The sequence below is a fragment of the Enterobacter sp. 200527-13 genome (genome assembly GCF_027924865.1).
Lineage (GTDB): Bacteria > Pseudomonadota > Gammaproteobacteria > Enterobacterales > Enterobacteriaceae > Enterobacter > Enterobacter ludwigii.
Map to the genome: position 1 here is coordinate 1,117,143 of NZ_BSCM01000001.1, position 23,752 is coordinate 1,140,894.

Below are 23,752 nucleotides of genomic sequence, written 5' to 3' on the forward strand. Positions count from 1 at the left end.
GATGTTTTGTTTTTAAAGCAGGCAGCCTGACGCTGCCTGAAAGGGGGGGTTACTCGCCGCGCAGGTGCTGCGCCGTCAGCTCAACCAGTGAGTTCAGCTTCACGTCGGCAAGGGCAAAACGGGGATCGTGTCGGCCTTCCTCCGCGGGAACAACAATCGAGCGCATGCGCGCGGCCTTCGAGGCCACCATTCCGTTAACGGAATCTTCCAGCGCGACGCAGCAGAGAGGATCAAGACCGAGTTTAGCGGCGCAGTCGAGGTAGACCTGCGGGTGCGGCTTGCTGTATGGCAACGTTTCCGCTGAGGCCAGCGCGTCGAAGCTGTCGCGCAGCTCAAACATGGTCAGTACTTTTTCCAGCATATGCAGCGGTGAAGCTGACGCCAGGCCAACTCTCAACCCCTGCGCTTTACACAGCGCGACGGCTTCACGCACGCCGGGCAGCAGGGGCTTGCTCTCTTCCACCAGTGAGATGGCGCGGCTGATAATGCGCGCGGTCACTTCGTCGCGATCGGGTCCCACCCACGGCTGCTGGGCATACCACAGGTCCACCACCATATCGATGCGCAGACCAAGCGTATCCGGAAGTTCATTACGGCGGCTGATATCAACGCCCAGGCTGGCGATAACGTCCAGTTCGGCGCGATCCCACAACGGTTCGGAATCGATCAGTAATCCATCCATGTCAAAAATTGCGGCAAGAATCTGGCGCGGTGTCGACATCACAACGTCTCCTTATCCAGGGTGTACGACAGACGATAAATGCTAAGTGCACTCTGCAATTTAGCATATTGCCTTTAAAGAGCGGGCGAAAATGATGGTCAGCAGGTAGACTTAGGCAGAAATAACGCGTCTTTATGAAGGGGAACTGATGACGTATCAACAAGCTGGACGCATTGCTGTCTTAAAACGTATTGCTGGCTGGGTAATTTTTATTCCAGCCGTCATTTCGACGCTGATCTCTGTGCTCAAATTTATGTACGATCACAGTGAAAAACAGCCAGGTATTAATGCGGTAATGCTTGATTTTGCTCATGTCATGATTGAAATGATGCGTTTTAACACGCCGTTTCTGAATGTCTTTTGGTTCAATTCGCCGACGCCGAATTTTCATCAGCAGTTGAATCTCGGGTTTTGGGTGATCTACGCGCTGATTTTTATTGGTATGGCGTTGCAGGCCTCTGGCGCACGCATGAGCCGTCAGACGCGCTTTTTACGCGAAGGTGTGGAAGACCAGATGATTCTCGAACAGGCGAAAGGCCCGGAAGGGATGAGCCGCGAGCAGATTGAGTCCCGCATTGTTGTGCCGCGTCACACCATTTTCCTGCAAATTTTCCCGCTGTATATCCTGCCAGTCATTATCATCGTGGCGGGTTATTTCTTCTTTTCGCTGTTGGGATTCCTGTAACCGATAAGGGTGGCGACATAGCCACCCGTCCCGCCATTACGCGGCAAGCACACGTTCAAGTGCCCTCTGGGCATTGACCAGATGCTCTCCGCCAAACAGAATGGCGCGGTTCATCAGTGTGTAGAGCTGATACACCGGCTGGCGCTCAAGAAAACCCTGCGGCAGAGGCAGCACGGACTGGTACCCGTCGTAAATTTGCGGCGGTTGCTCAGGGTGCAGTGGCAGCATCGCCAGGTCACACTCCCTGTCGCCCCAGTAACAGGCCGGGTCGAAGATATAGGGGCCGTCAGGACCCAGCGCGCAGTTATCTGACCACAGATCGCCGTGCAGCAGAGACGGCTGAGGCTGGTGGGATGCCAGACGCTGCTGAATGTGTTCGACGATGGCATCGATATTGCCAAACTCCAGACCTTTCTCCGCAGCCAGTTCCAGCTGCCAGCCAATGCGTTGCTCAGCAAAGAATGTCGACCAGCGGCGTTGCCAGGCATTGGGTTGTGGGGTGGTGGAGAGGTCGTTGTCAAAATCGAGACCAAACTGCGGCTGGTCGCTCCATTGATGCAGTCGCGCTAACTGTTGGCCGAGAATGAAGGCGTTATGGGCGTCTAACGGGCGGGCAGGAAGAAATTCCATGACCAGAAAACTGTAGTCGCGGTCGCTGCCCACGGCCCAGACCTGCGGGACCGTCACCGTTTTACTGCGCGACAACAGTTCCAGCTGGTCGGCTTCGGCGGTGAAAATCGGAAGCAGCTCTCGCTCATCGCATTTAACAAAGAGATCGCGCCCGGCGTAGCGTAAGTGCCATGCGGCGTGGATTTCTCCGCCTGGCAGTTCGTTCCGCAGTTCAATTTCACCTTCACCCAGTTGCTCACTTAAAAGATGACTGATAGCCTGCCACATGTTGTCTCTCCCATGTTGTCTGCCAGATCATAAAGTTAGCGCATAATTGCGGTAAAAAAATACGAACTAACGCACACCTGAGCGGTTTAAATTCATGCAGGGCACTTATTGTTCTTTTTTCTGCCAGTTTTCCCAGGTATCAAGATCAATTTCTGCCGCTTTGTCGGTCACGCTTTCGACCAGACTGGCCGCCAGAGCGTGAACCTCTTCTTTACTCAGGGCGCTGATCAGGCCAAACGTCAGGGTGCCTAAATCATGGATATTGCCCTCGTCATCCGTGAGTGTGAGCAGGAAATTAGCCCGGGTAAAGGCGTTGTTGAGCTCATTAAGCTCGGTCAGCGACGCTTGATGAATGTTGATGGTAACGACGTAGCGGGTGATGTCACCACTGCTCATAATTCACCTCATTGTTATCTTGGAAGTTTTCTTAGCATAGTCGATAGGCTGCGTTTGGCGACTATGGCGCGTATTTCCCCTTCACAGAGAAGGGGAAAAGGGGGATTAATTTCGGGACAGGTAATCGACAATTTTTTGCGTGTCGCTAAGCGAACAGAGACGTGTGCCCTGGTTGATGGTGGCAGCGCTACCCGCTGCGACGCCGTAGCGTGTCATCTCCAGTAATGAAGCACCCTGGGCCAGTTTCAGGGTCATCGCTCCAACCATGCTATCACCTGCGCCCACGGTACTCTGGCTTTTCATCGGCGGCGGGACAACCTGAACGGACCCGGTTTCGTCCACGGCCAGGGCACCCTGCGGGCCAAGGGAGACCACAACCCGTCGCGCTTTGCCGCTGTGAACCAGCTCCTGCGCGGCGGTGAGGACATCGTCCGGCTGGTTCAGCTCGCGGTTCACCAGCGCGCTTAACTCTTTCTGGTTGGGTTTAACCAGCTCAAGATTGCCCGGCGTCAGGGCTGCCTGCAGCGCCTCGCCGCTACTGTCGACAATGCAGCGGATACCGCGTTGCTGCGCGGCCCGAATCAGCGCCGTCAGTTTTTCCGTGCTGACACCGGGCGGCAGGCTGCCGCTTATCACCAGCAGAGCACCGCTCTCAATGGCCAGCACCTTCTCTTCAAGCTGACGAAACTCATCTTCACTGAGTTTTGCACCCGGCATGACGAAACGGTATTGCTCGCCGCTGGACTCCACGTGCACATGCAGGTTTTGCCGCGTCCAGTCTTTGGCCTCGACGGTCTGCGAGGCCACCTGTTCATCGGCCAGCAGAGAGACCAGGTGCTCACCGGTCGCGCCGCCTGCGGGGAAAATTGCTGTCGCCTTTCCACCGAGGTGCGTTATGGCTCGCGCCACATTAATGCCGCCGCCGCCGGGCTCAAACACCGGGGCGCTGCAGCGCAATTTACCTTCCGGGTAAATCTGGGGCGTCAGGGTGGCGGAGTCGAGGGAAGGGGAGAGCGTCAGGGTGTAGATAGAAACCATCATTACCTCCTTTTAGCGTGGGTTCCTTTTAGTCTGGCACCATTTGTCAGGAAGGCAATGTAAATAACAGTATGATTTTAAATATGAATACTGACATAAAGTCTGCTGCGGCTTATATAAAATAAAACGCTTTTTGAGATCGTTCTTATTCAAAAAATGAAATAAGAAATCATTGCTATGTTATTTGCGGCTTTTTATAATTTGTTACCTTTCTCTGGACGCCTTGTCATTGATCCTCAAGAAAGTTTCCGGGACCGTGTGGTCTCTTTTTTTGTTGTACGGACTCCTTAATAAAATGAAGCTTTTGAAGACAGTACCCGCTGCACTGATGCTGGCGGGTGGCGTGTTTGCTGCAATGAACGCGACCGCAGATGATTCCGTTTTTACTGTCATGGACGATCCAGCCACCGCGCAAAAACCGTTTGAAGGTAACCTGAACGCTGGCTATCTTGCACAATCCGGTAACACGAAAAGCTCCTCTCTCACGGCGGACAGTACGCTGACCTGGTACGGTAATACCACCGCCTGGTCTCTGTGGGGAAATGCCAGTAACACCTCCGCGAATGACGAACGCTCTTCCGAGAAATATGCGGTTGGCGGACGTAGCCGTTACAACATGACCGACTTTGACTACCTGTTTGGTCAGGCCAGCTGGTTAACTGACCGTTACAACGGCTATCGCCAGCGTGATGTGTTCACTGCCGGTTACGGTCGTCAGTTCCTGAACGGACCGGTACACAGTTTACGTTTTGAATTCGGTCCAGGCGTGCGCTACGACGAGTACACCGACGGCGAAACCAAAACTCAACCGCTCGGTTACGCTTCTGGCACCTATGCCTGGCAGATGACTGACAACACCAAATTTACCCAGGGGGTGTCTGTGTTTGGTGCCGACGATACGACGCTGAACTCAGAAACAGCGCTGAACGTGGCCATCAACGAACACTTTGGCCTGAAAGTGGCCTACAACGTCACCTGGAACTCTTCTCCTCCTGATTCTGCTCCGGATCATACCGACCGCAGAACCACGGTTTCACTGGGTTATAAAATGTAATATTCTCGGGCCGATTACGCTATCGGCCCGTTTTTTATTTTTTGAAACTGTGCTATTTTATATTAAACACTGTTTTGAAATATCTGGTCTGCTGATATCTCCATAATTTCTTCATAATGCGCTTTCATTAATTTGCGGCTTATTTGACACGAATTGATAACGTAACAGGCTAGGCAAAAGTGTGATCTGGATCTACACTCTTAGCACGGGCAGAATTCGGCCTTAAGGTATTTAGCATTATTAGTATTAAATGTAGAAAGAGAAAAAACATTATGAAAAAAATCAAAACTGCCGCAGCAGCGATGGTGCTTTCCGCACTGTCTTTTGGCGTATTTGCTGCTGATGAAACCACCCCGACAGCCAGTGACACCCACAGCCAAATCGGCATTGCGAAAGCCGCTGATGTTGAAGCCGGATCTAACATCGCGCCAGCCTCTCAGTCCACCGGTCAGTCTATGAATGATGCTTTTGACGTCCATAAACTGGTTGCAGGTGAATGGTCCTGATGGGTTTTGCCGAGTTGTTATTGACGTTTAAACGCTAATTCAACGCGCCAAAAAAACCGGATTTTGTGGTACCGGTTTTTTCGCGGTAAACCTATTTGACGTAAACCTATCGTCCGTATTTCGTCCTGGCGGTGAATACCCGCAAAAGGGTATTACGGATAACGATGTTATTCCCTGCGCAGTTATTTATATTCACGTTCAGCCCCAAATCATTGCCGCCCAACGCAGAAGCAGCATCGCGCCGCAGATGGCAATCAGCACCAGTACCATTTTCCAGTGTTTTACGGCAAATCGTTTTGTTGGCATAACCTGATCCTTGTAAGTTGATGCGAACAGTCTACCAAACAGGGCGGGGAAATGCCCCTTCTCCAGTGGTGAATCAGGTTATGCCTGCTTCCGGTTCGGTTAGAACCAGTGGAATCGTTCTGCAAGAATCAACAATAAACCGGTGGCTGAAAGGATGTTCAATATCACAACCGTTCTACTTGATACGTTCATGGTATGCACCTTTGGGTTTAAAGACTTGTTCAAGAGTAGCCCAGCATCTCTGGAATGCGAGCACCGGAGATATGCGCCCTGCAAATTCATGCGAAAGTGCCAGCGCAGCAATCTGCCAGCAAAGGGTGCAATCTCTCTTTTGTTAGTGTTACCATTGCAGGGCTTACCGTAAATCCGCATTTATCTGATTTTCGGTGGGTGAATGATCGCGAGCCAATTTGACGATTGTTGGTCAGATGGTGTCGTAATCTATTGTCAAATCACGATTATTTTCTTTGTATATGCTCTTATGTGTGGGGCATCACTGCAAATAAGGATATAAAATGCCTGTAATTACTCTTCCTGATGGCAGCCAACGCCATTACGACCACGCTGTAAGCCCAATGGATGTTGCCCTGGACATTGGTCCTGGACTCGCGAAAGCAACCATCGCTGGCCGTGTTAATGGTGAGCTGGTTGATGCATCTGACCTGATTGAAAGCGATGCGCAGCTGTCTATCATCACAGCGAAAGACGAAGAAGGTCTGGAGATCATTCGTCACTCCTGCGCGCACCTGTTAGGTCATGCGATCAAACAGCTGTGGCCGAACACCAAAATGGCGATCGGTCCGGTTATCGACAACGGTTTCTACTATGACGTTGATCTTGACCATACCCTGACTCAGGAAGATATCGACGCGCTCGAAAAACGTATGCACGAGCTCGCTGAAACTAACTATGACGTCATTAAGAAGAAAGTCAGCTGGCACGAAGCGCGTGAAACCTTCGTGAAGCGTGGCGAGAGCTATAAAGTCTCTATTCTTGATGAAAACATCTCTCATGATGACAAGCCTGGCTTGTACCATCACGAAGAATACGTCGACATGTGCCGTGGACCGCACGTGCCGAACATGCGCTTCTGTCATCACTTTAAGCTGATGAAAATCGCGGGCGCCTACTGGCGTGGCGATAGCAACAACAAGATGTTGCAGCGTATCTATGGTACCGCGTGGGCCGATAAAAAAGCCCTTAACGCCTACCTGCAGCGCCTGGAAGAGGCGGCTAAACGTGACCACCGTAAAATTGGTAAGCAGCTTGACCTGTACCACATGCAGGAAGAAGCGCCGGGTATGGTGTTCTGGCACAATGACGGCTGGACTATCTTCCGTGAGCTGGAAACGTTCGTACGCTCTAAGCTGAAAGAGTACCAGTATCAGGAAGTGAAAGGCCCGTTCATGATGGACCGTGTGCTGTGGGAAAAAACCGGCCACTGGGACAACTACAAAGATGCAATGTTCACCACCTCTTCTGAGAACCGTGAATACTGCATTAAGCCAATGAACTGCCCTGGCCACGTTCAGATCTTCAACCAGGGTCTGAAATCCTACCGCGATCTGCCGCTGCGTATGGCAGAGTTCGGTAGCTGCCACCGTAACGAGCCATCAGGTGCACTGCACGGTCTGATGCGTGTTCGTGGCTTTACTCAGGATGATGCGCATATCTTCTGTACTGAAGATCAGGTTCGTGATGAAGTTAACGCCTGTATTCGTATGGTCTACGATATGTACAGCACCTTTGGCTTCGAGAAGATCGTTGTCAAACTCTCAACGCGTCCGGAAAAACGTATCGGTAGCGATGAGACCTGGGATCGCGCAGAAGCGGATCTCGCCGTGGCGCTGGAAGAGAACGGCATTCCGTTCGAATACCAGCTGGGCGAGGGCGCATTCTACGGTCCGAAAATTGAATTTACCCTGTATGACTGCCTCGATCGCGCATGGCAGTGCGGTACTGTACAGCTGGACTTCTCCCTGCCGCAGCGTTTAAGCGCCTCTTATGTTGGCGAAGATAACGAACGTCAGGTACCGGTTATGATTCACCGTGCAATCCTCGGTTCTCTGGAGCGCTTCATCGGCATCCTGACTGAAGAGTTTGCCGGCTTCTTCCCAACCTGGCTTGCGCCAGTGCAGGTCGTGGTGATGAACATTACCGATTCTCAGGCTGAATACGTTAAAGAATTGACGCAGAAACTACAAAATGCGGGCATTCGCGTAAAAGCAGACTTGAGAAATGAGAAGATTGGCTTTAAAATCCGCGAGCACACTTTACGTCGTGTCCCGTATATGTTGGTCTGTGGTGATAAAGAGGTGGAAGCAGGCAAAGTTGCCGTTCGCACCCGCCGTGGTAAAGACCTGGGGAGCCTGGACGTAAGTGAAGTGATTGAGAAGCTGCAACAAGAGATTCGCAGCCGCAGTCTTCAACAACTGGAGGAATAAGGTATTAAAGGCGGAAAACGAGTTCAAACGGCACGTCCGAATCGTATCAATGGCGAGATTCGCGCCCAGGAAGTTCGCTTAACAGGTCTGGAAGGCGAGCAGCTGGGGATTGTGAGTCTGAGAGAAGCGATCGAAAAGGCTGAAGAAGCTGGAGTAGATTTAGTTGAAATCAGCCCTAACGCCGAACCGCCAGTTTGTCGTATCATGGACTACGGCAAGTTCCTTTATGAAAAGAGTAAGTCTTCTAAGGAACAGAAGAAAAAGCAAAAAGTTATCCAGGTTAAGGAAATTAAATTCCGTCCTGGTACCGACGATGGCGATTATCAGGTAAAACTCCGCAGCCTGATTCGCTTTCTGGAAGATGGCGATAAGGCCAAGATCACACTGCGTTTCCGCGGTCGTGAGATGGCCCACCAACAGATTGGTATGGAAGTGCTTAACCGCGTCCGTGACGATCTGAGTGAACTGGCAGTAGTCGAATCCTTCCCTACGAAGATTGAAGGCCGCCAGATGATCATGGTGCTCGCTCCTAAGAAGAAACAGTAAGGCCTTCAAGCAGCAAAACCTGTGGAGCCTTCGGGTCTCATAGGTTTTGTTCGCCTATGTTTCGTTTATTTAACAATGCGAAGTGGAAGTAATTAAGATGCCAAAAATTAAGACCGTACGCGGTGCTGCTAAGCGCTTCAAAAAAACCGGTGGTGGTGGATTTAAGCGTAAGCACGCAAACCTGCGTCATATTCTGACCAAAAAATCTACTAAGCGTAAACGTCACCTGCGTCCAAAAGGCCTTGTTTCTAAAGGCGATCTGGGTCTGGTTATCGCGTGCCTGCCGTACGCATAAGCCGTTAACGTTTAATTTTTTACTAAGAATATAGATACAGGAGAGCACATATGGCTCGCGTAAAACGTGGTGTAATTGCACGTGCACGTCACAAGAAAATTTTGAAACAAGCTAAAGGCTACTACGGTGCGCGTTCACGCGTATACCGCGTTGCCTTCCAGGCTGTTATCAAAGCAGGTCAGTACGCTTACCGTGACCGTCGTCAACGTAAGCGTCAGTTCCGTCAACTGTGGATTGCGCGTATCAACGCAGCAGCACGTCAGAACGGTATTTCTTACAGCAAATTCATCAACGGCCTGAAAAAAGCCTCTGTTGAAATCGACCGTAAGATCCTGGCTGACATCGCAGTATTCGACAAAGTAGCGTTCACCGCTCTGGTCGAAAAAGCGAAAGCAGCACTGGCATAAGCCAGTTGAAAGAGGGGGCTTCGCTCCCTCTTTTCATTTAACACCATCAGAACATTGACTTTTACCCGTGCAACCTTTTCAATAAGGTCTTAACGGTTTTTTACCACACAAGGTAACGCAAGCATGAATGCTGCTATTTTCCGCTTCTTCTTTTACTTTAGCACCTGAATTCAGGAGGCTAGCGCGTGAAAGATGAAACGAAAAACAGCGCCAGATAAGCCTCCTGATGGAGGCTTTTTTTGTGTCTAAATTCGAGAGAATAACTCCACCAAATCGGTGTCTGCACCGACATAATGAGGAAAATCATGTCACATCTCGCAGAGCTGGTTGCCAGTGCAACAGCCGCCATTAATCAGGCCTCAGATGTTGCCGCGTTAGACAATGTCCGCGTCGAATATCTCGGTAAGAAAGGGCATTTGACCCTTCAAATGACAACCCTGCGTGAACTGCCGCCAGAGGAACGCCCGGCAGCGGGTGCGGTCATTAACGAAGCCAAAGAGCAGGTGCAACAGGCACTGAACGCGCGCAAAGCTGAGCTGGAAAGCGCGGTGCTGAATGCGCGTCTGGCGGCAGAGACTATCGATGTCTCCCTGCCGGGTCGCCGTATTGAAAATGGTGGCCTGCATCCGGTTACCCGCACCATTGATCGCATTGAAAGTTTCTTCGGTGAGCTCGGCTTTACCGTGGCGACTGGCCCGGAAATCGAAGATGATTACCACAACTTCGACGCCCTCAACATTCCAGGCCATCATCCGGCACGTGCTGACCACGACACTTTCTGGTTCGACGCCACCCGTCTGCTGCGTACTCAGACCTCGGGCGTTCAGATCCGTACCATGAAGGAACAGGAACCCCCGATCCGCATCATCGCACCGGGCCGCGTGTACCGTAACGACTACGATCAGACCCATACCCCGATGTTCCATCAGATGGAAGGCCTGATTGTTGATAAGAACATCAGCTTTACCAACCTGAAAGGTACGCTGCACGATTTCCTGAACAACTTCTTTGAGGAAGACCTGCAGGTTCGTTTCCGTCCGTCCTACTTCCCGTTCACTGAACCGTCTGCGGAAGTTGACGTGATGGGTAAAAACGGCAAATGGCTGGAAGTGCTGGGCTGCGGCATGGTGCATCCAAACGTTCTGCGCAACGTGGGTATCGATCCAGAAGTCTACTCCGGCTTTGCGTTCGGTATGGGCATGGAGCGTCTGACAATGCTGCGCTATGGCGTGACCGATTTGCGTGCATTCTTCGAAAACGATCTGCGTTTCCTCAAACAGTTTAAATAAGGGCAGGACAGAACAATGAAATTCAGTGAACTGTGGTTACGCGAATGGGTGAACACCACGCTTGATAGCGAAGCGCTTTCCAACCAGATCACCATGGCGGGTCTGGAAGTTGACGGTGTTGAGCCGGTTTCTGGCGCTTTCAATGGCGTCGTTGTGGGCGAAGTGGTTGAGTGCGGTCAGCACCCTAACGCTGACAAGCTGCGTGTGACAAAAGTTAACGTAGGCGGCGATCGCCTGCTGGATATCGTCTGCGGCGCGCCAAACTGCCGTCAGGGCCTGAAAGTGGCCGTGGCGACCGTGGGGGCTGTACTGCCGGGCGATTTTAAAATTAAAGCAGCGAAACTGCGCGGTGAGCCGTCTGAAGGCATGCTGTGTTCGTTCTCTGAGCTGGGTATTTCCGACGATCACAATGGCATCATTGAGCTGCCGGTTGATGCGCCTATTGGTACCGACATCCGCGAATACCTGAAACTTGATGACAACACCATTGAAATCAGCGTGACGCCAAACCGTGCGGACTGCTTAAGCATTATCGGCGTGGCCCGCGATGTGGCCGTGCTGAACCAGACTGAACTGAACGTACCGGAAATCGTACCGGTTGACGCTACCATCAGTGACACACTGCCGATTCAGGTTGAAGCCGCTGAGGCGTGCCCACGCTACCTTGGTCGTGTGGTGAAAGGCATCAACGTAAAAGCGCCAACCCCGCTGTGGATGAAAGAGAAGCTGCGTCGCTGCGGTATTCGTTCTATCGACGCCGTCGTTGACGTGACCAACTATGTTCTGCTGGAGCTGGGTCAGCCGATGCACGCGTTCGATAAAGATCGTATCGAAGGCGGTATTGTGGTGCGTATGGCGAAAGAGGGCGAAACCCTGGTTCTGCTCGACGGTAGCGAAGCAAAACTGAATGCTGATACGCTGGTGATCGCGGACCACGTTAAAGCGCTGGCGATGGGCGGTATCTTCGGTGGCGAACACTCCGGTGTAAATGATGAAACGCAAAACGTTCTGCTGGAGTGTGCGTTTTTCAGCCCGCTCTCTATCACCGGTCGCGCACGTCGTCACGGCCTGCATACCGATGCCTCTCACCGTTATGAGCGTGGCGTCGATCCGGCACTGCAGCACAAAGCGATGGAGCGTGCGACGCGTCTGCTGATCGACATCTGCGGCGGTGAAGCGGGCCCGGTTATCGACGTCACCCACGAAGCGACGTTGCCGAAGCGTGCGACCATTACCCTGCGTCGTAGCAAGCTGGATCGTCTGATTGGTCACCATGTTGCTGACGCACAGGTCAGCGATATCCTTCGCCGCCTGGGTTGTGACGTGACCGAAGGGCAGGACGAGTGGAAAGCCGTTGCGCCATCCTGGCGTTTCGACATGGAGATCGAAGAAGATCTGGTGGAAGAAGTGGCTCGCGTATACGGCTACAACAACATCCCGGATGAGCCTGTTCAGGCGGGTCTGGTGATGGGAAGCCACCGTGAAGCAGATTTGTCTCTTAAGCGTGTGAAAACCATGCTGAACGACAAAGGCTATCAGGAAGTGATCACCTACAGCTTTGTTGATCCAAAACTGCAGCAGATGATCCATCCGGGCCAGGAAGCGCTGATCCTGCCAAGCCCAATCTCCAGCGAAATGTCCGCGATGCGCCTGTCCCTGTGGACCGGTCTGCTGGGGACTATCGTTTACAACCAGAATCGTCAGCAAAACCGCGTGCGAATTTTCGAAAGTGGTTTACGCTTTGTACCGGATAATCAGGCAAATTTAGGCATCCGTCAGGATCTCATGCTGGCTGGTGCCATCAGCGGTAACCGTTACGAAGAGCACTGGGACCTGGCAAAAGGCACGGTTGATTTCTACGATATGAAGGGAGATCTGGAAGCAATTCTCGATCTGACCGGTAAATTATCTGAAATTGAATTCCGTGCAGAAGCGATCCCTGCGCTGCATCCAGGCCAGAGCGCGGCTATCTATTTAGACGGCAAACGCATTGGTTTCATTGGCGTTGTTCATCCTGAGCTGGAGCGCAAGCTGGACCTGAACGGCCGTACCATCGTGTTCGAGCTGGAATGGAGCCCGGTTGCAGACCGCGTCATTCCTCAGGCCCGCGACGTCTCACGCTTCCCGGCAAACCGCCGTGATATCGCGGTTGTGGTCGCGGAAAATGTGCCCGCAGCAGATATTTTGGCCGAATGTAAGAAAGTTGGCGTAAATCAGGTAGTTGGCGTAAACTTATTTGACGTGTACCGCGGCAAGGGCGTAGCAGAAGGTTTCAAGAGCCTCGCTATTAGCCTTATCCTTCAGGATACCAGCCGTACACTCGAAGAAGAGGAGATTGCCGCTACCGTCGCCAAATGTGTAGAGGCATTAAAAGAGCGATTCCAGGCATCATTGAGGGATTGAACCTATGGCGCTTACAAAAGCTGAAATGTCAGAATATCTGTTTGATAAGCTTGGGCTTAGCAAACGAGATGCCAAAGAGCTGGTAGAGCTGTTTTTCGAAGAGATCCGTCGTGCTCTGGAAAATGGTGAGCAGGTAAAACTCTCCGGTTTTGGCAATTTTGATTTGCGTGACAAAAACCAACGTCCGGGCCGTAACCCGAAGACGGGGGAAGATATTCCGATTACAGCCCGCCGCGTGGTGACCTTCAGACCCGGCCAGAAGTTAAAAAGCCGTGTCGAAAACGCAACGCCCAAAGCAGAGTAATATGAACTAACTAAAAAGGCCGCTCACGCGGCCTTTTTTCTTTGCGCTCTCTGGCAAACCCGCCGTAAAATCAATTACATCACACGCTACTAAAACCATGTCCATGCTTGATTATGCCCATCGCCAGCACCGTTTAGATCAACGACACCTGCTTTTGCTCGTGCTGCTGCTCATTGTTACCGCAGGCGTCAGCCTGTGCGCCGGAGAACAGTGGATAGGGCCTGAACACTGGTTTGAGCCTGAGGGGCAGCTTTTCGTCTGGCAAATCCGTCTGCCGCGCACGCTGGCGGTGATCCTGGTGGGCGCCGCGCTGGCATTGTGCGGCACCATTATGCAGGCATTATTTGATAACCCGCTGGCGGAGCCCGGGCTGCTCGGCGTGTCGAATGGCGCGGGCGTAGGGCTGGTGGCGGCGGTGATGTTGGGCGGGGGGGAACTCTCCTCATGGGGGATTAGCCTCAGCGCCATTATCGGCGCGTTGCTGATAACGGTAATCCTTTTGCGCTTTGCCAGACGGCACTTATCAACCAGTCGGCTGCTGCTTGCCGGGGTGGCTCTGGGGATCATCTGTAGCGCGCTGATGACCTGGGCGGTGTATTTCTCCACGTCCTTTGACTTGCGTCAGTTGATGTACTGGATGATGGGCGGCTTCGGGGGCGTAGACTGGCGCCAGGGCTGGCTGATGGCACTGCTGATACCGGTCTTGCTGTGGGCAGGCCTGCAGGCACAGCCGCTGAATATTCTCGCGCTGGGGGAAACCTCGGCCCGCCAGCTTGGCATGCCAATAGGCTTCTGGCGTAACGTGCTGGTCATTGCCATTGGCTGGCTGGTTGGTGTGAGCGTGGCACTGGCCGGGGCGATTGGCTTTATTGGGCTGGTTATCCCGCACATGCTGCGTCTGTGCGGTATCACCGACCATCGAACCTTACTGCCGGCCTCGGCGGTTGCCGGGGCGGTAACGCTGCTGGTGGCGGATATCATCGCCCGGCTCGCCCTGACAGCCGCTGAGCTGCCAATAGGCGTGGTGACCGCCACGCTGGGCGCGCCGGTATTTATCTGGCTACTATTAAAATCCGGACGTTAAATCACTACCCGTAAGATAACCTGAGGGAATGCTATGCAGTCTGATATTTTGAATACCGAAGTGACCACCATTGAGGGTGAGAAAACCACGCTGGAAAGCTATAAAGGCAACGTGCTGCTCATCGTGAATGTGGCCTCCAAATGTGGCCTGACGCCGCAGTACGAGCAGCTGGAAAACATTCAAAAAGCCTGGGAGAAAGACGGTTTCACCGTACTGGGCTTCCCGTGCAACCAGTTCCTGGGCCAGGAGCCGGGCAGCGAAGACGAAATCAAAACGTTTTGCAGCACCACCTACGGTGTGACGTTCCCGATGTTCAGCAAAATCGACGTTAACGGTGAACATCGCCATCCCCTGTATGTGAAGCTGGTGGCGGCCGCGCCGACCGCCGTTGCGCCGGAAGGCAGCGGTTTTTATGAGCGCATGGCCAGTAAAGGACGCGCGCCGCTCTATCCGGACGATATCCTGTGGAATTTTGAAAAATTCCTTATTGGTCGTGACGGACAGGTGGTGCAGCGTTTTTCACCGGACATGACGCCTGAAGATCCGATTGTGATGGAGTCTATCAAGCTGGCGCTGGCGAAATAATGACGTTGCTGATGCAGCTCACGGACGTCGCCGATACGGGGCGTCTGGAGCCGATAACCGGTGCCATCAATGCAGGCGAAATCCTGCATCTTGTCGGGCCGAACGGCGCAGGAAAGAGCACCTTACTGGCGCGCATGGCGGGGCTGACCGCCGGCGCGGGGGAGATAACCCTGCTGGAGCATAACCTTGCTGACTGGTCGCCAGTCTCACTGGCGCACAGGCGCAGCTATCTGGTGCAGCAGCAGGTCCCGCCCTTTGCGATGCCCGTCTGGCACTACCTGATGCTGCATCTGCACGATAAACAGCATACGTCGCTGCTCACTGAGGTGGCGGCGGGATTAGGGCTAGAAGATAAACTGTCCCGGCATGCCAGCCAGCTTTCGGGGGGCGAGTGGCAGCGCGTGCGTCTGGCGGCCGTCATTTTGCAGATTCACCCGGCCGGCAATCCACATGGCAGACTGCTGCTTCTGGATGAACCGATGAGCGGTCTGGATGTGGCACAGCAGGCCGCGCTGGACACCCTGTTAAGCTCCCTGAGCAGAAAAGGGATCGGTGTGGTCATGAGCAGTCATGACCTGAACCATACGCTGCGTCATGCCCACCGGGTGTGGCTGTTGGCGCGAGGAAAGATGATTGCCAGCGGCACGCGCGATGCGGTATTGACGCCGCCAAATCTTGCCCGCGCGTACAATATGTCTTTCCGCAGGCTGGATATAGAAGGGCATAAGATGCTGATTTCTACCGCGCAGGCGTAACCGTTTCTTGCCTGTTAACGCCGTTGCACGCTAAATTACGAAAAGAACAAAAAAAGCAGAGGATTCGTCTGAAAATGCGATTCTGGTTTCTCCTGATGGCCGCGTTATTTCTTGCGGGATGCAGTAGCCATCGTGCGCCGCCGCCTAACCCGCGGCTTTCAGATTCTATTACCGTCATTGCCAGCCTTAACGATCAGCTGAGCAACTGGCGCGGCACGCCCTATCGTTATGGCGGCATGAGCCGTGGGGGCGTAGATTGTTCTGGCTTTGTTCTGATGACGTTTCGCGATAAGTTTGATTTACAGCTTCCGCGCGAAACGCGCAAACAGGCGGAAATTGGCACGGAAATCGATAAAGATGATTTGCTGCCCGGCGACCTGGTTTTTTTCAAAACCGGCTCGGGTGACAGTGGGCTTCACGTCGGTATTTATGATACCGATAATCAGTTTATTCACGCCTCGACCAGTCGTGGGGTGATGCGCTCGTCGCTCGATAATGTTTACTGGCGTAAAAACTTCTGGCAGGCACGACGTATTTAGTCTGTCAAAGAGCAGTCTCTTATGATGGCATGATAACTAATAAATCATGCCATTTTTTCTCAAATAAGAGGTTTAAAGTTAAATTTACGAAAAATGACTTATCTCCTCAGGTGTCTGTTTTATCTAAAACTGGCTATTACTGAGCAACCAGGATAAGATTATTTTAGATTCAGGGATAAATCTGAAAAATAATACGGAACTAATGAAATTAATCTTATTAAAATCAAGACAGTGGAATTGTGTCGGCAATTGCTCCAGGATGTCCTCTCTCATCTTTAATGCGGGGCGAGTGCAATGATTATTACGCTAGATAATGCTTACCAGTCTGAACTGATGCTTCTGCCTGCCCGTAATAGCGCCGGCGAGCTTAAAGGTTTAGAGGTTCTGGTTAACTTTACTGGCGTCGGTACCCACGTTCGGATCCCCACCGAACTCGTTATCCCGCGGCTTTCGGCTGAAGAAGAGTTAGCGTTGTTTAACGAGAAATTGCAATTGCTTGATACCTGTAAACTGTTTTTTATTCAGCATCAGTTAATTGCATGGATCAATATTACACCTGTAATTGTTGAATTTTTATTAAGTAATGGGAACGCTGTTTCAATACTTGAGCGTTATCCGTTTCTTGAGTTTACTGTTAATGAGAATTATCCAGGTTTAAATAACGGGAAGGACGATCTGCAACTGGCGAGAATGGCAATCCATTTTCCGCTGGTGCTGGCAAACTTTGGCGCAGGCGCAGCGTCGTTGAAAGCCGTTTATGATGGATTGTTTAAACGGGTCATTCTCGACAAGGGATTTATCCAGCAGCGTGCTTCTGAACTCTCTTTTGAGCCTTTTATGCGCGCAATCCTCTGGCAAATAACGCCTCACTGTCAGTCCGTGCTCGTCGGCGGCATTGATGACCACGGTTTATTGCAGCGCGTCTTGTCCTTTAACTTTGGCGCAATGCAGGGGGCGCTCTGGCCAGCCGTCTCTGCAGAGCACGTCACCACGCTCGTTCAGTGATAACCCTCTCTTTCGCCCGTGTTTAAGTCCGGGTAAACCCTCTACACTAAAAGCAGGAGGACCTATGACCCTGTCTTTTACTGCACACTGGCATGACGAGTTGCCGGGTTTTTATACCGCACTCAAACCCACACCGTTACAAAATTCCCGTCTTATCTGGCATAACGATCGGCTGGCAGATGAGCTGGCTGTTCCACCTGAGATGTTTCAGCCCTCCGACGGCGCTGGCGTCTGGGGAGGCGAAGCGCTGCTTGCCGGTATGCAGCCTCTGGCTCAGGTCTATAGCGGACATCAGTTTGGCGTCTGGGCAGGACAACTGGGCGATGGCCGGGGGATCCTGCTGGGCGAACAACGGCTGCCCAACGGGGAGACGGTGGACTGGCACCTGAAGGGGGCCGGTCTGACCCCTTACTCGCGAATGGGCGACGGGCGCGCGGTATTGCGTTCGACTATTCGCGAATGTCTGGCATCCGAAGCGATGCATGCGCTGGGGATCCCCACCACCCGCGCACTGTCGATTGTAACCAGTGACACCCCGGTGGCGCGTGAAACGATGGAAAAAGGGGCGATGCTCATGCGCGTTGCGCAAAGCCATCTGCGTTTTGGCCACTTTGAACACTTTTATTATCGTCGTGAGCCGGAAAAAGTCCGCCAGCTTGCGGATTATGCCATTCGTCATCACTGGTCTCATTTCCAGGACGAGGCCGATAAGTACATTCTCTGGTTCCGCGATGTGGTAGCCCGTACCGCAACCATGATTGCCCGCTGGCAGACGGTCGGGTTTGCCCATGGGGTGATGAACACGGACAACATGTCGCTTCTCGGGTTGACCTTTGATTACGGTCCGTTTGGCTTCCTTGATGACTATCAGCCGGGGTACATCTGCAACCATTCTGACTATCAGGGACGTTACAGTTTCGACAATCAGCCGGCTGTTGGCCTGTGGAACCTGCAGCGCCTTGCGCAAACTCTGTCGCCGTTTATCGACGTTGATGCCCTGAATGATGCGCTCGACAGCTACCAGGACATTTTACTGCGCGAATACGGCGCGTTGATGCGCAACAAGCTGGGGCTGGTGACGCAGGAGAGGGGCGATAACGACATCCTGAACGCTCTGTTTGCACTCATGGAACGTGAAGGCAGCGATTACACCCGCACCTTCCGGATGCTGAGCCAGACTGAGCAACACAGTAGTGCCTCACCGCTGCGCGACGAGTTCATTGACAGGCAGGGCTTTGACGACTGGTTTGCGCTTTACCGTGCGCGGTTGCAGCAAGAGCCGGTCGACGACGCAACCCGGCAGGCGCAAATGAACGCGGCGAACCCGGCGATGGTGTTGCGCAACTGGCTGGCGCAGCGGGCCATTGAACAGGCAGAGCAGGGGGAGTATGACGAATTACATCGCCTGCATGTGGCTCTGCGTACGCCGTTTGCTGACCGTGATGACGACTATGTCAGCCGTCCGCCGGACTGGGGAAAACGCCTGGAAGTGAGCTGTTCGAGCTAGCCCGGGCCGACAAAACCTGACACCTTGCGGTGCCAGGTTTTTTTATGCCGATACCGCGGTCACTGTGCGACCCATCCGCCATCCATATTCCAGACGGCGCCGCGGACCTGTACGGCGCTGTCACTGCACAAAAACAACGCCAGCTCGCCTAGCTGTTCCGGCGTAACAAACTCACCGGCGGGCTGTTTCTCTGCCAGCAGTTGCTCACGAGCGACATCCGGTGCGACGCCATCGGCAATACGTCTGTCGATTTGCTGCTGCACCAGCGGGGTCAGCACCCAGCCCGGGCAGATGGCATTGGCGGTAATACCGGTGCGGGCGGTCTCCAGCGCCAGGGATTTGGTAAAGCCCACCACGCCATGCTTGGCGGCAACATAGGCGGATTTCTCTTTCGACGCGACCAACCCATGCACGGAGGCGATATTAATGATGCGCCCCCAGTTTTTCGCCTGCATCGCAGGCAGCGCCAGCCGGCTGGTGTGAAAGACAGAAGAGAGGTTGATGGCGATAATGTCGTTCCATTTCTCCACCGGGAACGCATCAACAGGTGCGACGTGCTGTATACCGGCGTTGTTGATCAGAATATCGACTCCGCCATACCGGGTTTCGGCGTAGTGCATCATGGCTTCAATCTGCTGGACGTCACGCAGGTCCGCATCGTGATAGCCCGGCGTTTTACCCCGTTTCGCGATTTCGTCTCTTGCCGATTCACTGTCGCCGAAACCGTTAAGAATCAACTGCGCGCCAGCCTTCGCCAGCACGCCAGCGATCCCAAGTCCAATACCGCTGGTCGAGCCGGTCACCAGTGCGGTTTTACCGTTCAGATTCATTTTATTCTCCTTACACAATGCCGGTGAGATAGAACACGGCAATGACAAAAAGCACCGCCAGACTTTTGATGAGGGTGATAGCGAAAATGCCGCCATACGCCTGACGATGGCTCAGACCCGTAATGGCAAGCAACGTAATCACGGCCCCGTTATGGGGAAGCGTATCCATGCCGCCGCTGGCCATCGAGGCCACGCGGTGGAGAACCTCCAGAGGGATATTGGCTGCGTGGGCGGCCGCGACAAACGTATCGGCCATGGCCGCAAGGGCGATGCTCATCCCGCCCGACGCCGAACCGGTGATCCCGGCAAGCACGGTCACGCTGATGGCTTCGTTGAGCAACGGGTTCGGGATAGCGGCGAGCGCTTTGGATAAGACCAGAAAACCGGGCAGCGCAGCGATCACCGCCCCGAAACCGTATTCAGACGCGGTATTCATTGCCGCCAGAATGGCGCCGCTGACCGCCGTCCGGCTGCCTTCTGCCAGCCGTCCCCTGATATTGCGAAATCCAAAAAGCAGTACCATGACAATACCCGCGATCAGCGCCGCTTCCACGGCCCAGATGGCGGTGATTTTGCTGACCTCGGTGACAATCGGCTTCGCCAGTCCGGGCAGGATAAGCTCATGTTGCGTCCCGTACCAGCCGGGGATCCAGCGGGTAAACAGCAGGTTGAGGATCCCCACCAGCAGCAGAGGGGAAATGGCGATCAGCGGATGGGGCAGGTTAATGTTGTCCGGCGTTTCAGGTTCATTTTTCAGATCGGAACCGTAGCCCTCATTGCTGTTGAGCGCCTTTCGCCGCTGACGCTCCAGCCAGATCAGGCCAAAACAGAGGATAAACAGCGAGCCAATCAGCCCAAGCCACGGGGCGGCCCAGGCGTTAGTGCCAAAGAAGCTGGTGGGGATAATGTTCTGGATCTGCGGCGTACCGGGCAGGGCGTCCATGGTAAACGAGAACGCACCCAGAGCGACGGTCGCCGGGATAAGACGTTTGGGGATGCCGCTCTGGCGGAACAGTTCGGCCGCAAAAGGATAGACGGCAAAGGCCACCACGAAGAGCGAAACGCCGCCGTACGTTAACAATGCACACACCAGCACAATGACCGGAATCGCATGGCGGCGCCCGAGGATCTGGATCGCTGCAGCGACGATAGCGCGTGAGAAACCGGAAAGTTCAATCAGCTTGCCAAACACGGCACCCAGCAGGAACACCGGGAAGTAGAGCTTGACGAAGCCGACCATCTTTTCCATAAACAGACCGGTAAACGTCGGGCCGACGGCCCCCGGATCGGTCAGCAGCACGGCACCCAGCGCCGCGATGGGGGCAAACAGAATAACGCTGTATCCGCGATAGGCCGCAAGCATCAGCAATGCCAGCGCCGCCAGGGCAATCAACACACTCATTATGACTCCTCACTATCATTGTTATATTCGGGTACCAACGAGATGTCCGGGCGCGGTTAGCGCGCAAGGGTTAATGCAATGCCTTGCCCACCTCCCACACACAGGGTGACGAGCCCTTTTTTCGCGTCGCGGCGTTGCATCTCATGCAGCAGCGTGACGAGGATCCGACAGCCAGAGGCGCCGATGGGGTGACCAAGCGCAATCGCACCACCGTTAACGTTCACCTTACGTTCATCCCAGCCGAGCAGTTTGCCAACGGCCAGCGCCTGTGCGGCAAAGGCTTCATTCGCTTCAATGACATCCACCTCATCCAGCGCCCAGCCTGCCCGGGCCAGAGCCGTCTGGCAGGCGCTGACCGGCCCGATGCCCATCACCGATGGATCAACGCCGGTCACGGCATAACTCACGACCCGTCCCAGGATCGGTAATCCGCTTTCCCGCGCTTTTTCACCGCTCATCAACAGCACCGCAGCGGCACCATCGTTCAGGGTTGAGGCATTACCCGCCGTGACCGTTCCATCTTCACGACGAAAGGCAGGGCGCAACTGAGCGAGTTGCTCAGCGGTGGTTCCCGGCCGGGGTTGTTCATCACTGTTGATCAGGCGCGGCGGCTTTTTACCCTCGCTCACCGTGACCGGAGCTATCTCCGCGTCAAACAGACCGTGCTCAATGGCCGACGCCGCTTTTTGCTGCGACCGGGCGGCAAAAGCGTCCTGCTGCTCGCGGGAGATGCCATACTGGCGGGCAACGTTTTCCGCGGTGATGCCCATGTGATAATCGTTAAATGCGTCCCACAGGCCGTCCGTTATCATGCTGTCCTGCAACCCTGTATGACCAAAACGCAACCCTGACCGCGCACCGTCCAGCAGGTAAGGGGCATTGCTCATGCTCTCCTGGCCGCCAGCGATAACCACGTCGGCATCGCCGCAGCGGATAGCCTGCGCGGCGAGCTGCACCGCTTTTAAGCCAGCACCGCACACCAGATTGACGGTTGTCGCGGGCGTAATGACGGGCAATCCAGCCGTGAGAGCGGTCTGACGGGCGGGGTTTTGTCCGCACCCTGCCGTCAGCACCTGACCGAAAATCAGTTCGTCTACCTGATCTGCGCACAGCTGGCTGTTCTCAAGCAGGCGACGAACCGCTACGGCACCCAGTTCAACCGCGGAAAGGGAGGAGAGCGATCCGCGAAAACTGCCTACAGGGGTTCGCGTGGCCCCGACAATCATGACCTCATTCATGTTCACTCCTCAGTTGAAGCGCATCTCGCGCACGTCGTCCGCCACGATGATTTTCCCGGCTGTTTTACTGACGATCTCGTCAATACTGACGCCGGGGGCGTATTCCCGCAGAATGAACGCGCCGTCTTCAATCTCCAGCAACGCAAGGTCGGTTAACACCCGACGGATACAGCCAGCGCCGGTCAACGGCAGCGTGCAGCGCGGCAGCAGTTTTGACTCGCCGTTTTTTGCGGCATGGGTCATCACCACAATGATGTTCTGCGCCCCGGCGACCAGATCCATCGCGCCTCCCATCCCTTTCACCATCTTGCCCGGGATCATCCACGAGGCGATGTTGCCTTCGACATCCACTTCGAACGCCCCGAGTACGGTCAGGTCAACATGGCCACCCCGGATCATGGCGAACGACTGGGCCGAGTCGAAAATGGCTGCACCGATCCTCGCGGTGACGGTCTGCTTACCGGCGTTGATCATATCGGCGTCAAGGCTCTGCTCATCCGGAAAGGCCCCCATCCCCAGCAGGCCGTTTTCAGACTGGAGCATCACGTCCATTCCCGCCGGAATATAGTTCGCCACAAGGGTCGGGATCCCTATCCCCAGGTTGACGTAGTAACCGTCGCGCAGTTCTCGGGCGACGCGCATGGCCATCTGTTCACGGGTTAACATCTTCAGACTCCCTCTGCGCGCAGCGTGCGCTGTTCAATGCGTTTCTCGAACTGGCCGACAATCAGCCTGTCGACGTAGATCCCCGGGGTATGAATGGCCGACGGGGGCAGTTCGCCCGGGGCGACGATCTCTTCCACTTCCACCACCGTTATCCGGCCCGCGGTGGCCATCAGCGGGTTAAAGTTTTGCGCGGTATGGCGATAGATAACGTTGCCGTACCAGTCCGCTTTCCAGCCCTTGATCAGCGCAAAATCGCCGGTGATGGCCTCTTCGAGGACATAATGCTTGCCGGCAAACTGGCGAACTTCCTTGCCAGCAGCCACGGGGGTGCCATAGCCGGTGGCCGTGTAAAACGCCGGAATACCCGCTCCGCCAGCGCGAACCTTTTCTGCCAGGGTTCCCTGTGGGGTGAGTTCCACTTCCAGCTCGCCGCTCAACACCTGTTGCTCGAACAGCGCGTTTTCGCCCACGTACGACGCCACCACTTTTCGTACCTGGCGCGTCTCAAGGAGTATGCCGAGACCAAAACCATCGACGCCGCAGTTGTTTGAAACCACCGTCAGCCCCTGCACCTGACGGCGTCTGACTTCGGCAATCAGGTTCTCAGGAATGCCGCACAGGCCGAAGCCGCCTGCCAGCAATGTCATTCCGTCCGTCAGCCCGTCCAGCGCCTGCGCATAGCTGCCGACGCGCTTATCCAGTCCCGCCATAATCATCCCTCCCGTTATCCGTGCCGGTATCATTAGGGGCGGCGACTCATTTGTTAATTTTGAATTTGTGACCCACTCATTTGGTTTTTTTATTAATTTCCTGTTAACTAAATTTTTTCAATTAGTTAACAAGGTGAAAA

At 54.1% G+C, this 23,752-nt stretch carries 28 protein-coding genes and 1 other annotated feature; of the genes, 17 read left to right on the plus strand and 11 right to left on the minus strand.

All coding sequences use genetic code 11. The annotated features are described in order from the left end of the window. Positions 1-49: 49 nt before the first annotated feature. Entirely contained in the window at positions 50-721 is a 672-nt protein-coding gene (gene hxpB / locus QMG44_RS05280; protein WP_086532653.1) for a hexitol phosphatase HxpB, read from the minus strand. 148 nt (positions 722-869) lie between these two features. Here hxpB and QMG44_RS05285 point away from each other — a divergent pair, with 148 nt between their 5' ends. Continuing rightward, positions 870-1,406, plus strand: coding sequence for a YniB family protein (locus tag QMG44_RS05285; RefSeq protein WP_014169686.1), 537 nt, complete (start codon positions 870-872; stop codon positions 1,404-1,406). A 36-nt stretch (positions 1,407-1,442) separates the two neighbouring features. Here QMG44_RS05285 and QMG44_RS05290 read toward each other — a convergent pair whose 3' ends face one another. The 3 genes from QMG44_RS05290 to pfkB form a co-directional block, all read right to left on the minus strand. Continuing rightward, a complete protein-coding gene (locus tag QMG44_RS05290; protein ID WP_014169687.1) occupies positions 1,443-2,303 on the minus strand; it encodes a fructosamine kinase family protein in 861 nt (286 codons plus the stop codon). A gap of 105 nt (positions 2,304-2,408) precedes the next feature. Then, positions 2,409-2,699 (minus strand): type V toxin-antitoxin system endoribonuclease antitoxin GhoS, encoded by a 291-nt coding sequence (gene ghoS, locus QMG44_RS05295; protein ID WP_050736661.1) that lies wholly within the window; start codon positions 2,697-2,699, stop codon positions 2,409-2,411. A gap of 105 nt (positions 2,700-2,804) precedes the next feature. Then, the gene (gene pfkB / locus QMG44_RS05300) at positions 2,805-3,737 is read right to left on the minus strand and encodes a 6-phosphofructokinase II (protein WP_032681207.1); all 933 of its coding nucleotides are present in this window, start codon (positions 3,735-3,737) and stop codon (positions 2,805-2,807) included. A gap of 295 nt (positions 3,738-4,032) precedes the next feature. Between pfkB and QMG44_RS05305 the strand changes: the two genes are divergently transcribed. Both QMG44_RS05305 and QMG44_RS05310 read left to right on the plus strand, forming a co-directional pair. Then, positions 4,033-4,791 carry a YdiY family protein gene (locus QMG44_RS05305; protein WP_025204400.1) on the plus strand — a complete coding sequence of 253 codons (759 nt, stop codon included), beginning with the start codon at positions 4,033-4,035 and terminating at the stop codon, positions 4,789-4,791. A gap of 272 nt (positions 4,792-5,063) precedes the next feature. Then, the gene (locus tag QMG44_RS05310; protein WP_020884407.1) at positions 5,064-5,297 is read left to right on the plus strand and encodes a hypothetical protein; all 234 of its coding nucleotides are present in this window, start codon (positions 5,064-5,066) and stop codon (positions 5,295-5,297) included. A 198-nt stretch (positions 5,298-5,495) separates the two neighbouring features. Here the strand turns inward: QMG44_RS05310 and yniD are convergent, their stop codons facing one another. Next, a complete protein-coding gene (yniD, locus tag QMG44_RS05315; RefSeq protein WP_008500658.1) occupies positions 5,496-5,603 on the minus strand; it encodes a small membrane protein YniD in 108 nt (35 codons plus the stop codon). Positions 5,604-5,702: 99 nt separating this feature from the next. Next, positions 5,703-5,975: a stress response membrane protein YncL gene (yncL, locus tag QMG44_RS24255; protein ID WP_071605471.1), complete on the minus strand. Its 273-nt coding sequence runs from the start codon at positions 5,973-5,975 to the stop codon at positions 5,703-5,705. 143 nt (positions 5,976-6,118) lie between these two features. On the opposite strand from yncL, the gene thrS reads away from it, so the two are divergent. The 14 genes from thrS to selO all read left to right on the plus strand — a co-directional run bounded on the left by thrS (position 6,119) and on the right by selO (position 18,766). Beyond that, positions 6,119-8,047, plus strand: a complete 1,929-nt coding sequence (gene thrS / locus QMG44_RS05325; protein WP_014169692.1) for a threonine--tRNA ligase — start codon at positions 6,119-6,121, stop codon at positions 8,045-8,047. Between the two features lie 3 nt (positions 8,048-8,050). Further along, positions 8,051-8,593: a translation initiation factor IF-3 gene (gene infC / locus QMG44_RS05330; protein WP_023616141.1), complete on the plus strand. Its 543-nt coding sequence runs from the start codon at positions 8,051-8,053 to the stop codon at positions 8,591-8,593. Positions 8,594-8,690: 97 nt separating this feature from the next. Then, positions 8,691-8,888 (plus strand): 50S ribosomal protein L35, encoded by a 198-nt coding sequence (gene rpmI, locus QMG44_RS05335; RefSeq protein ID WP_003030583.1) that lies wholly within the window; start codon positions 8,691-8,693, stop codon positions 8,886-8,888. A gap of 50 nt (positions 8,889-8,938) precedes the next feature. Next, a complete protein-coding gene (gene rplT, locus QMG44_RS05340; RefSeq protein WP_000124850.1) occupies positions 8,939-9,295 on the plus strand; it encodes a 50S ribosomal protein L20 in 357 nt (118 codons plus the stop codon). Positions 9,296-9,413: 118 nt separating this feature from the next. Then, positions 9,414-9,538, plus strand: a sequence feature (Phe leader region). Next, the gene (gene pheM, locus QMG44_RS05345; RefSeq protein WP_001386830.1) at positions 9,419-9,463 is read left to right on the plus strand and encodes a pheST operon leader peptide PheM; all 45 of its coding nucleotides are present in this window, start codon (positions 9,419-9,421) and stop codon (positions 9,461-9,463) included. It overlaps the preceding feature by 45 nt. A 62-nt stretch (positions 9,539-9,600) precedes the next feature. Next, positions 9,601-10,584, plus strand: a complete 984-nt coding sequence (gene pheS / locus QMG44_RS05350; RefSeq protein ID WP_020884406.1) for a phenylalanine--tRNA ligase subunit alpha — start codon at positions 9,601-9,603, stop codon at positions 10,582-10,584. Between the two features lie 15 nt (positions 10,585-10,599). Beyond that, the gene (gene pheT, locus QMG44_RS05355) at positions 10,600-12,987 is read left to right on the plus strand and encodes a phenylalanine--tRNA ligase subunit beta (protein ID WP_086532652.1); all 2,388 of its coding nucleotides are present in this window, start codon (positions 10,600-10,602) and stop codon (positions 12,985-12,987) included. A gap of 4 nt (positions 12,988-12,991) precedes the next feature. Further along, the gene (ihfA, locus tag QMG44_RS05360) at positions 12,992-13,291 is read left to right on the plus strand and encodes an integration host factor subunit alpha (RefSeq protein WP_003857805.1); all 300 of its coding nucleotides are present in this window, start codon (positions 12,992-12,994) and stop codon (positions 13,289-13,291) included. Between the two features lie 103 nt (positions 13,292-13,394). Next, on the plus strand, positions 13,395-14,375 hold the full coding sequence (btuC, locus tag QMG44_RS05365; protein ID WP_025204397.1) for a vitamin B12 ABC transporter permease BtuC: 981 nt from the start codon (positions 13,395-13,397) through the stop codon (positions 14,373-14,375). Positions 14,376-14,408: 33 nt separating this feature from the next. Continuing rightward, on the plus strand, positions 14,409-14,960 hold the full coding sequence (locus QMG44_RS05370; RefSeq protein WP_086532651.1) for a glutathione peroxidase: 552 nt from the start codon (positions 14,409-14,411) through the stop codon (positions 14,958-14,960). After that, a complete protein-coding gene (btuD, locus tag QMG44_RS05375) occupies positions 14,960-15,715 on the plus strand; it encodes a vitamin B12 ABC transporter ATP-binding protein BtuD (protein ID WP_020884404.1) in 756 nt (251 codons plus the stop codon). Before QMG44_RS05370 ends, btuD begins: the two co-directional genes overlap by 1 nt. A gap of 74 nt (positions 15,716-15,789) precedes the next feature. Next, positions 15,790-16,254 (plus strand): NlpC/P60 family protein, encoded by a 465-nt coding sequence (locus tag QMG44_RS05380; RefSeq protein WP_020884403.1) that lies wholly within the window; start codon positions 15,790-15,792, stop codon positions 16,252-16,254. 294 nt (positions 16,255-16,548) lie between these two features. Then, positions 16,549-17,259: an EAL domain-containing protein gene (locus QMG44_RS05385; protein WP_020884402.1), complete on the plus strand. Its 711-nt coding sequence runs from the start codon at positions 16,549-16,551 to the stop codon at positions 17,257-17,259. Between the two features lie 64 nt (positions 17,260-17,323). Next, positions 17,324-18,766 carry a protein adenylyltransferase SelO gene (gene selO, locus QMG44_RS05390; protein WP_086532650.1) on the plus strand — a complete coding sequence of 481 codons (1,443 nt, stop codon included), beginning with the start codon at positions 17,324-17,326 and terminating at the stop codon, positions 18,764-18,766. A gap of 59 nt (positions 18,767-18,825) precedes the next feature. Here the strand turns inward: selO and QMG44_RS05395 are convergent, their stop codons facing one another. Genes QMG44_RS05395 through QMG44_RS05415 form a run of 5 tightly spaced genes read right to left on the minus strand, consistent with a single transcriptional unit; the run spans position 18,826 to position 23,612 of the window. Continuing rightward, entirely contained in the window at positions 18,826-19,596 is a 771-nt protein-coding gene (locus tag QMG44_RS05395) for a 3-hydroxybutyrate dehydrogenase (protein WP_086532649.1), read from the minus strand. Between the two features lie 10 nt (positions 19,597-19,606). Then, entirely contained in the window at positions 19,607-21,001 is a 1,395-nt protein-coding gene (locus QMG44_RS05400) for a GntP family permease (protein ID WP_207622571.1), read from the minus strand. A gap of 53 nt (positions 21,002-21,054) precedes the next feature. Continuing rightward, positions 21,055-22,236, minus strand: coding sequence for an acetyl-CoA C-acetyltransferase (locus QMG44_RS05405; protein ID WP_086532647.1), 1,182 nt, complete (start codon positions 22,234-22,236; stop codon positions 21,055-21,057). Positions 22,237-22,245: 9 nt separating this feature from the next. Beyond that, a complete protein-coding gene (locus QMG44_RS05410; RefSeq protein WP_079231138.1) occupies positions 22,246-22,902 on the minus strand; it encodes a CoA transferase subunit B in 657 nt (218 codons plus the stop codon). A gap of 2 nt (positions 22,903-22,904) precedes the next feature. Beyond that, positions 22,905-23,612 (minus strand): CoA transferase subunit A, encoded by a 708-nt coding sequence (locus QMG44_RS05415; protein ID WP_032677981.1) that lies wholly within the window; start codon positions 23,610-23,612, stop codon positions 22,905-22,907. Positions 23,613-23,752: the final 140 nt, after the last annotated feature.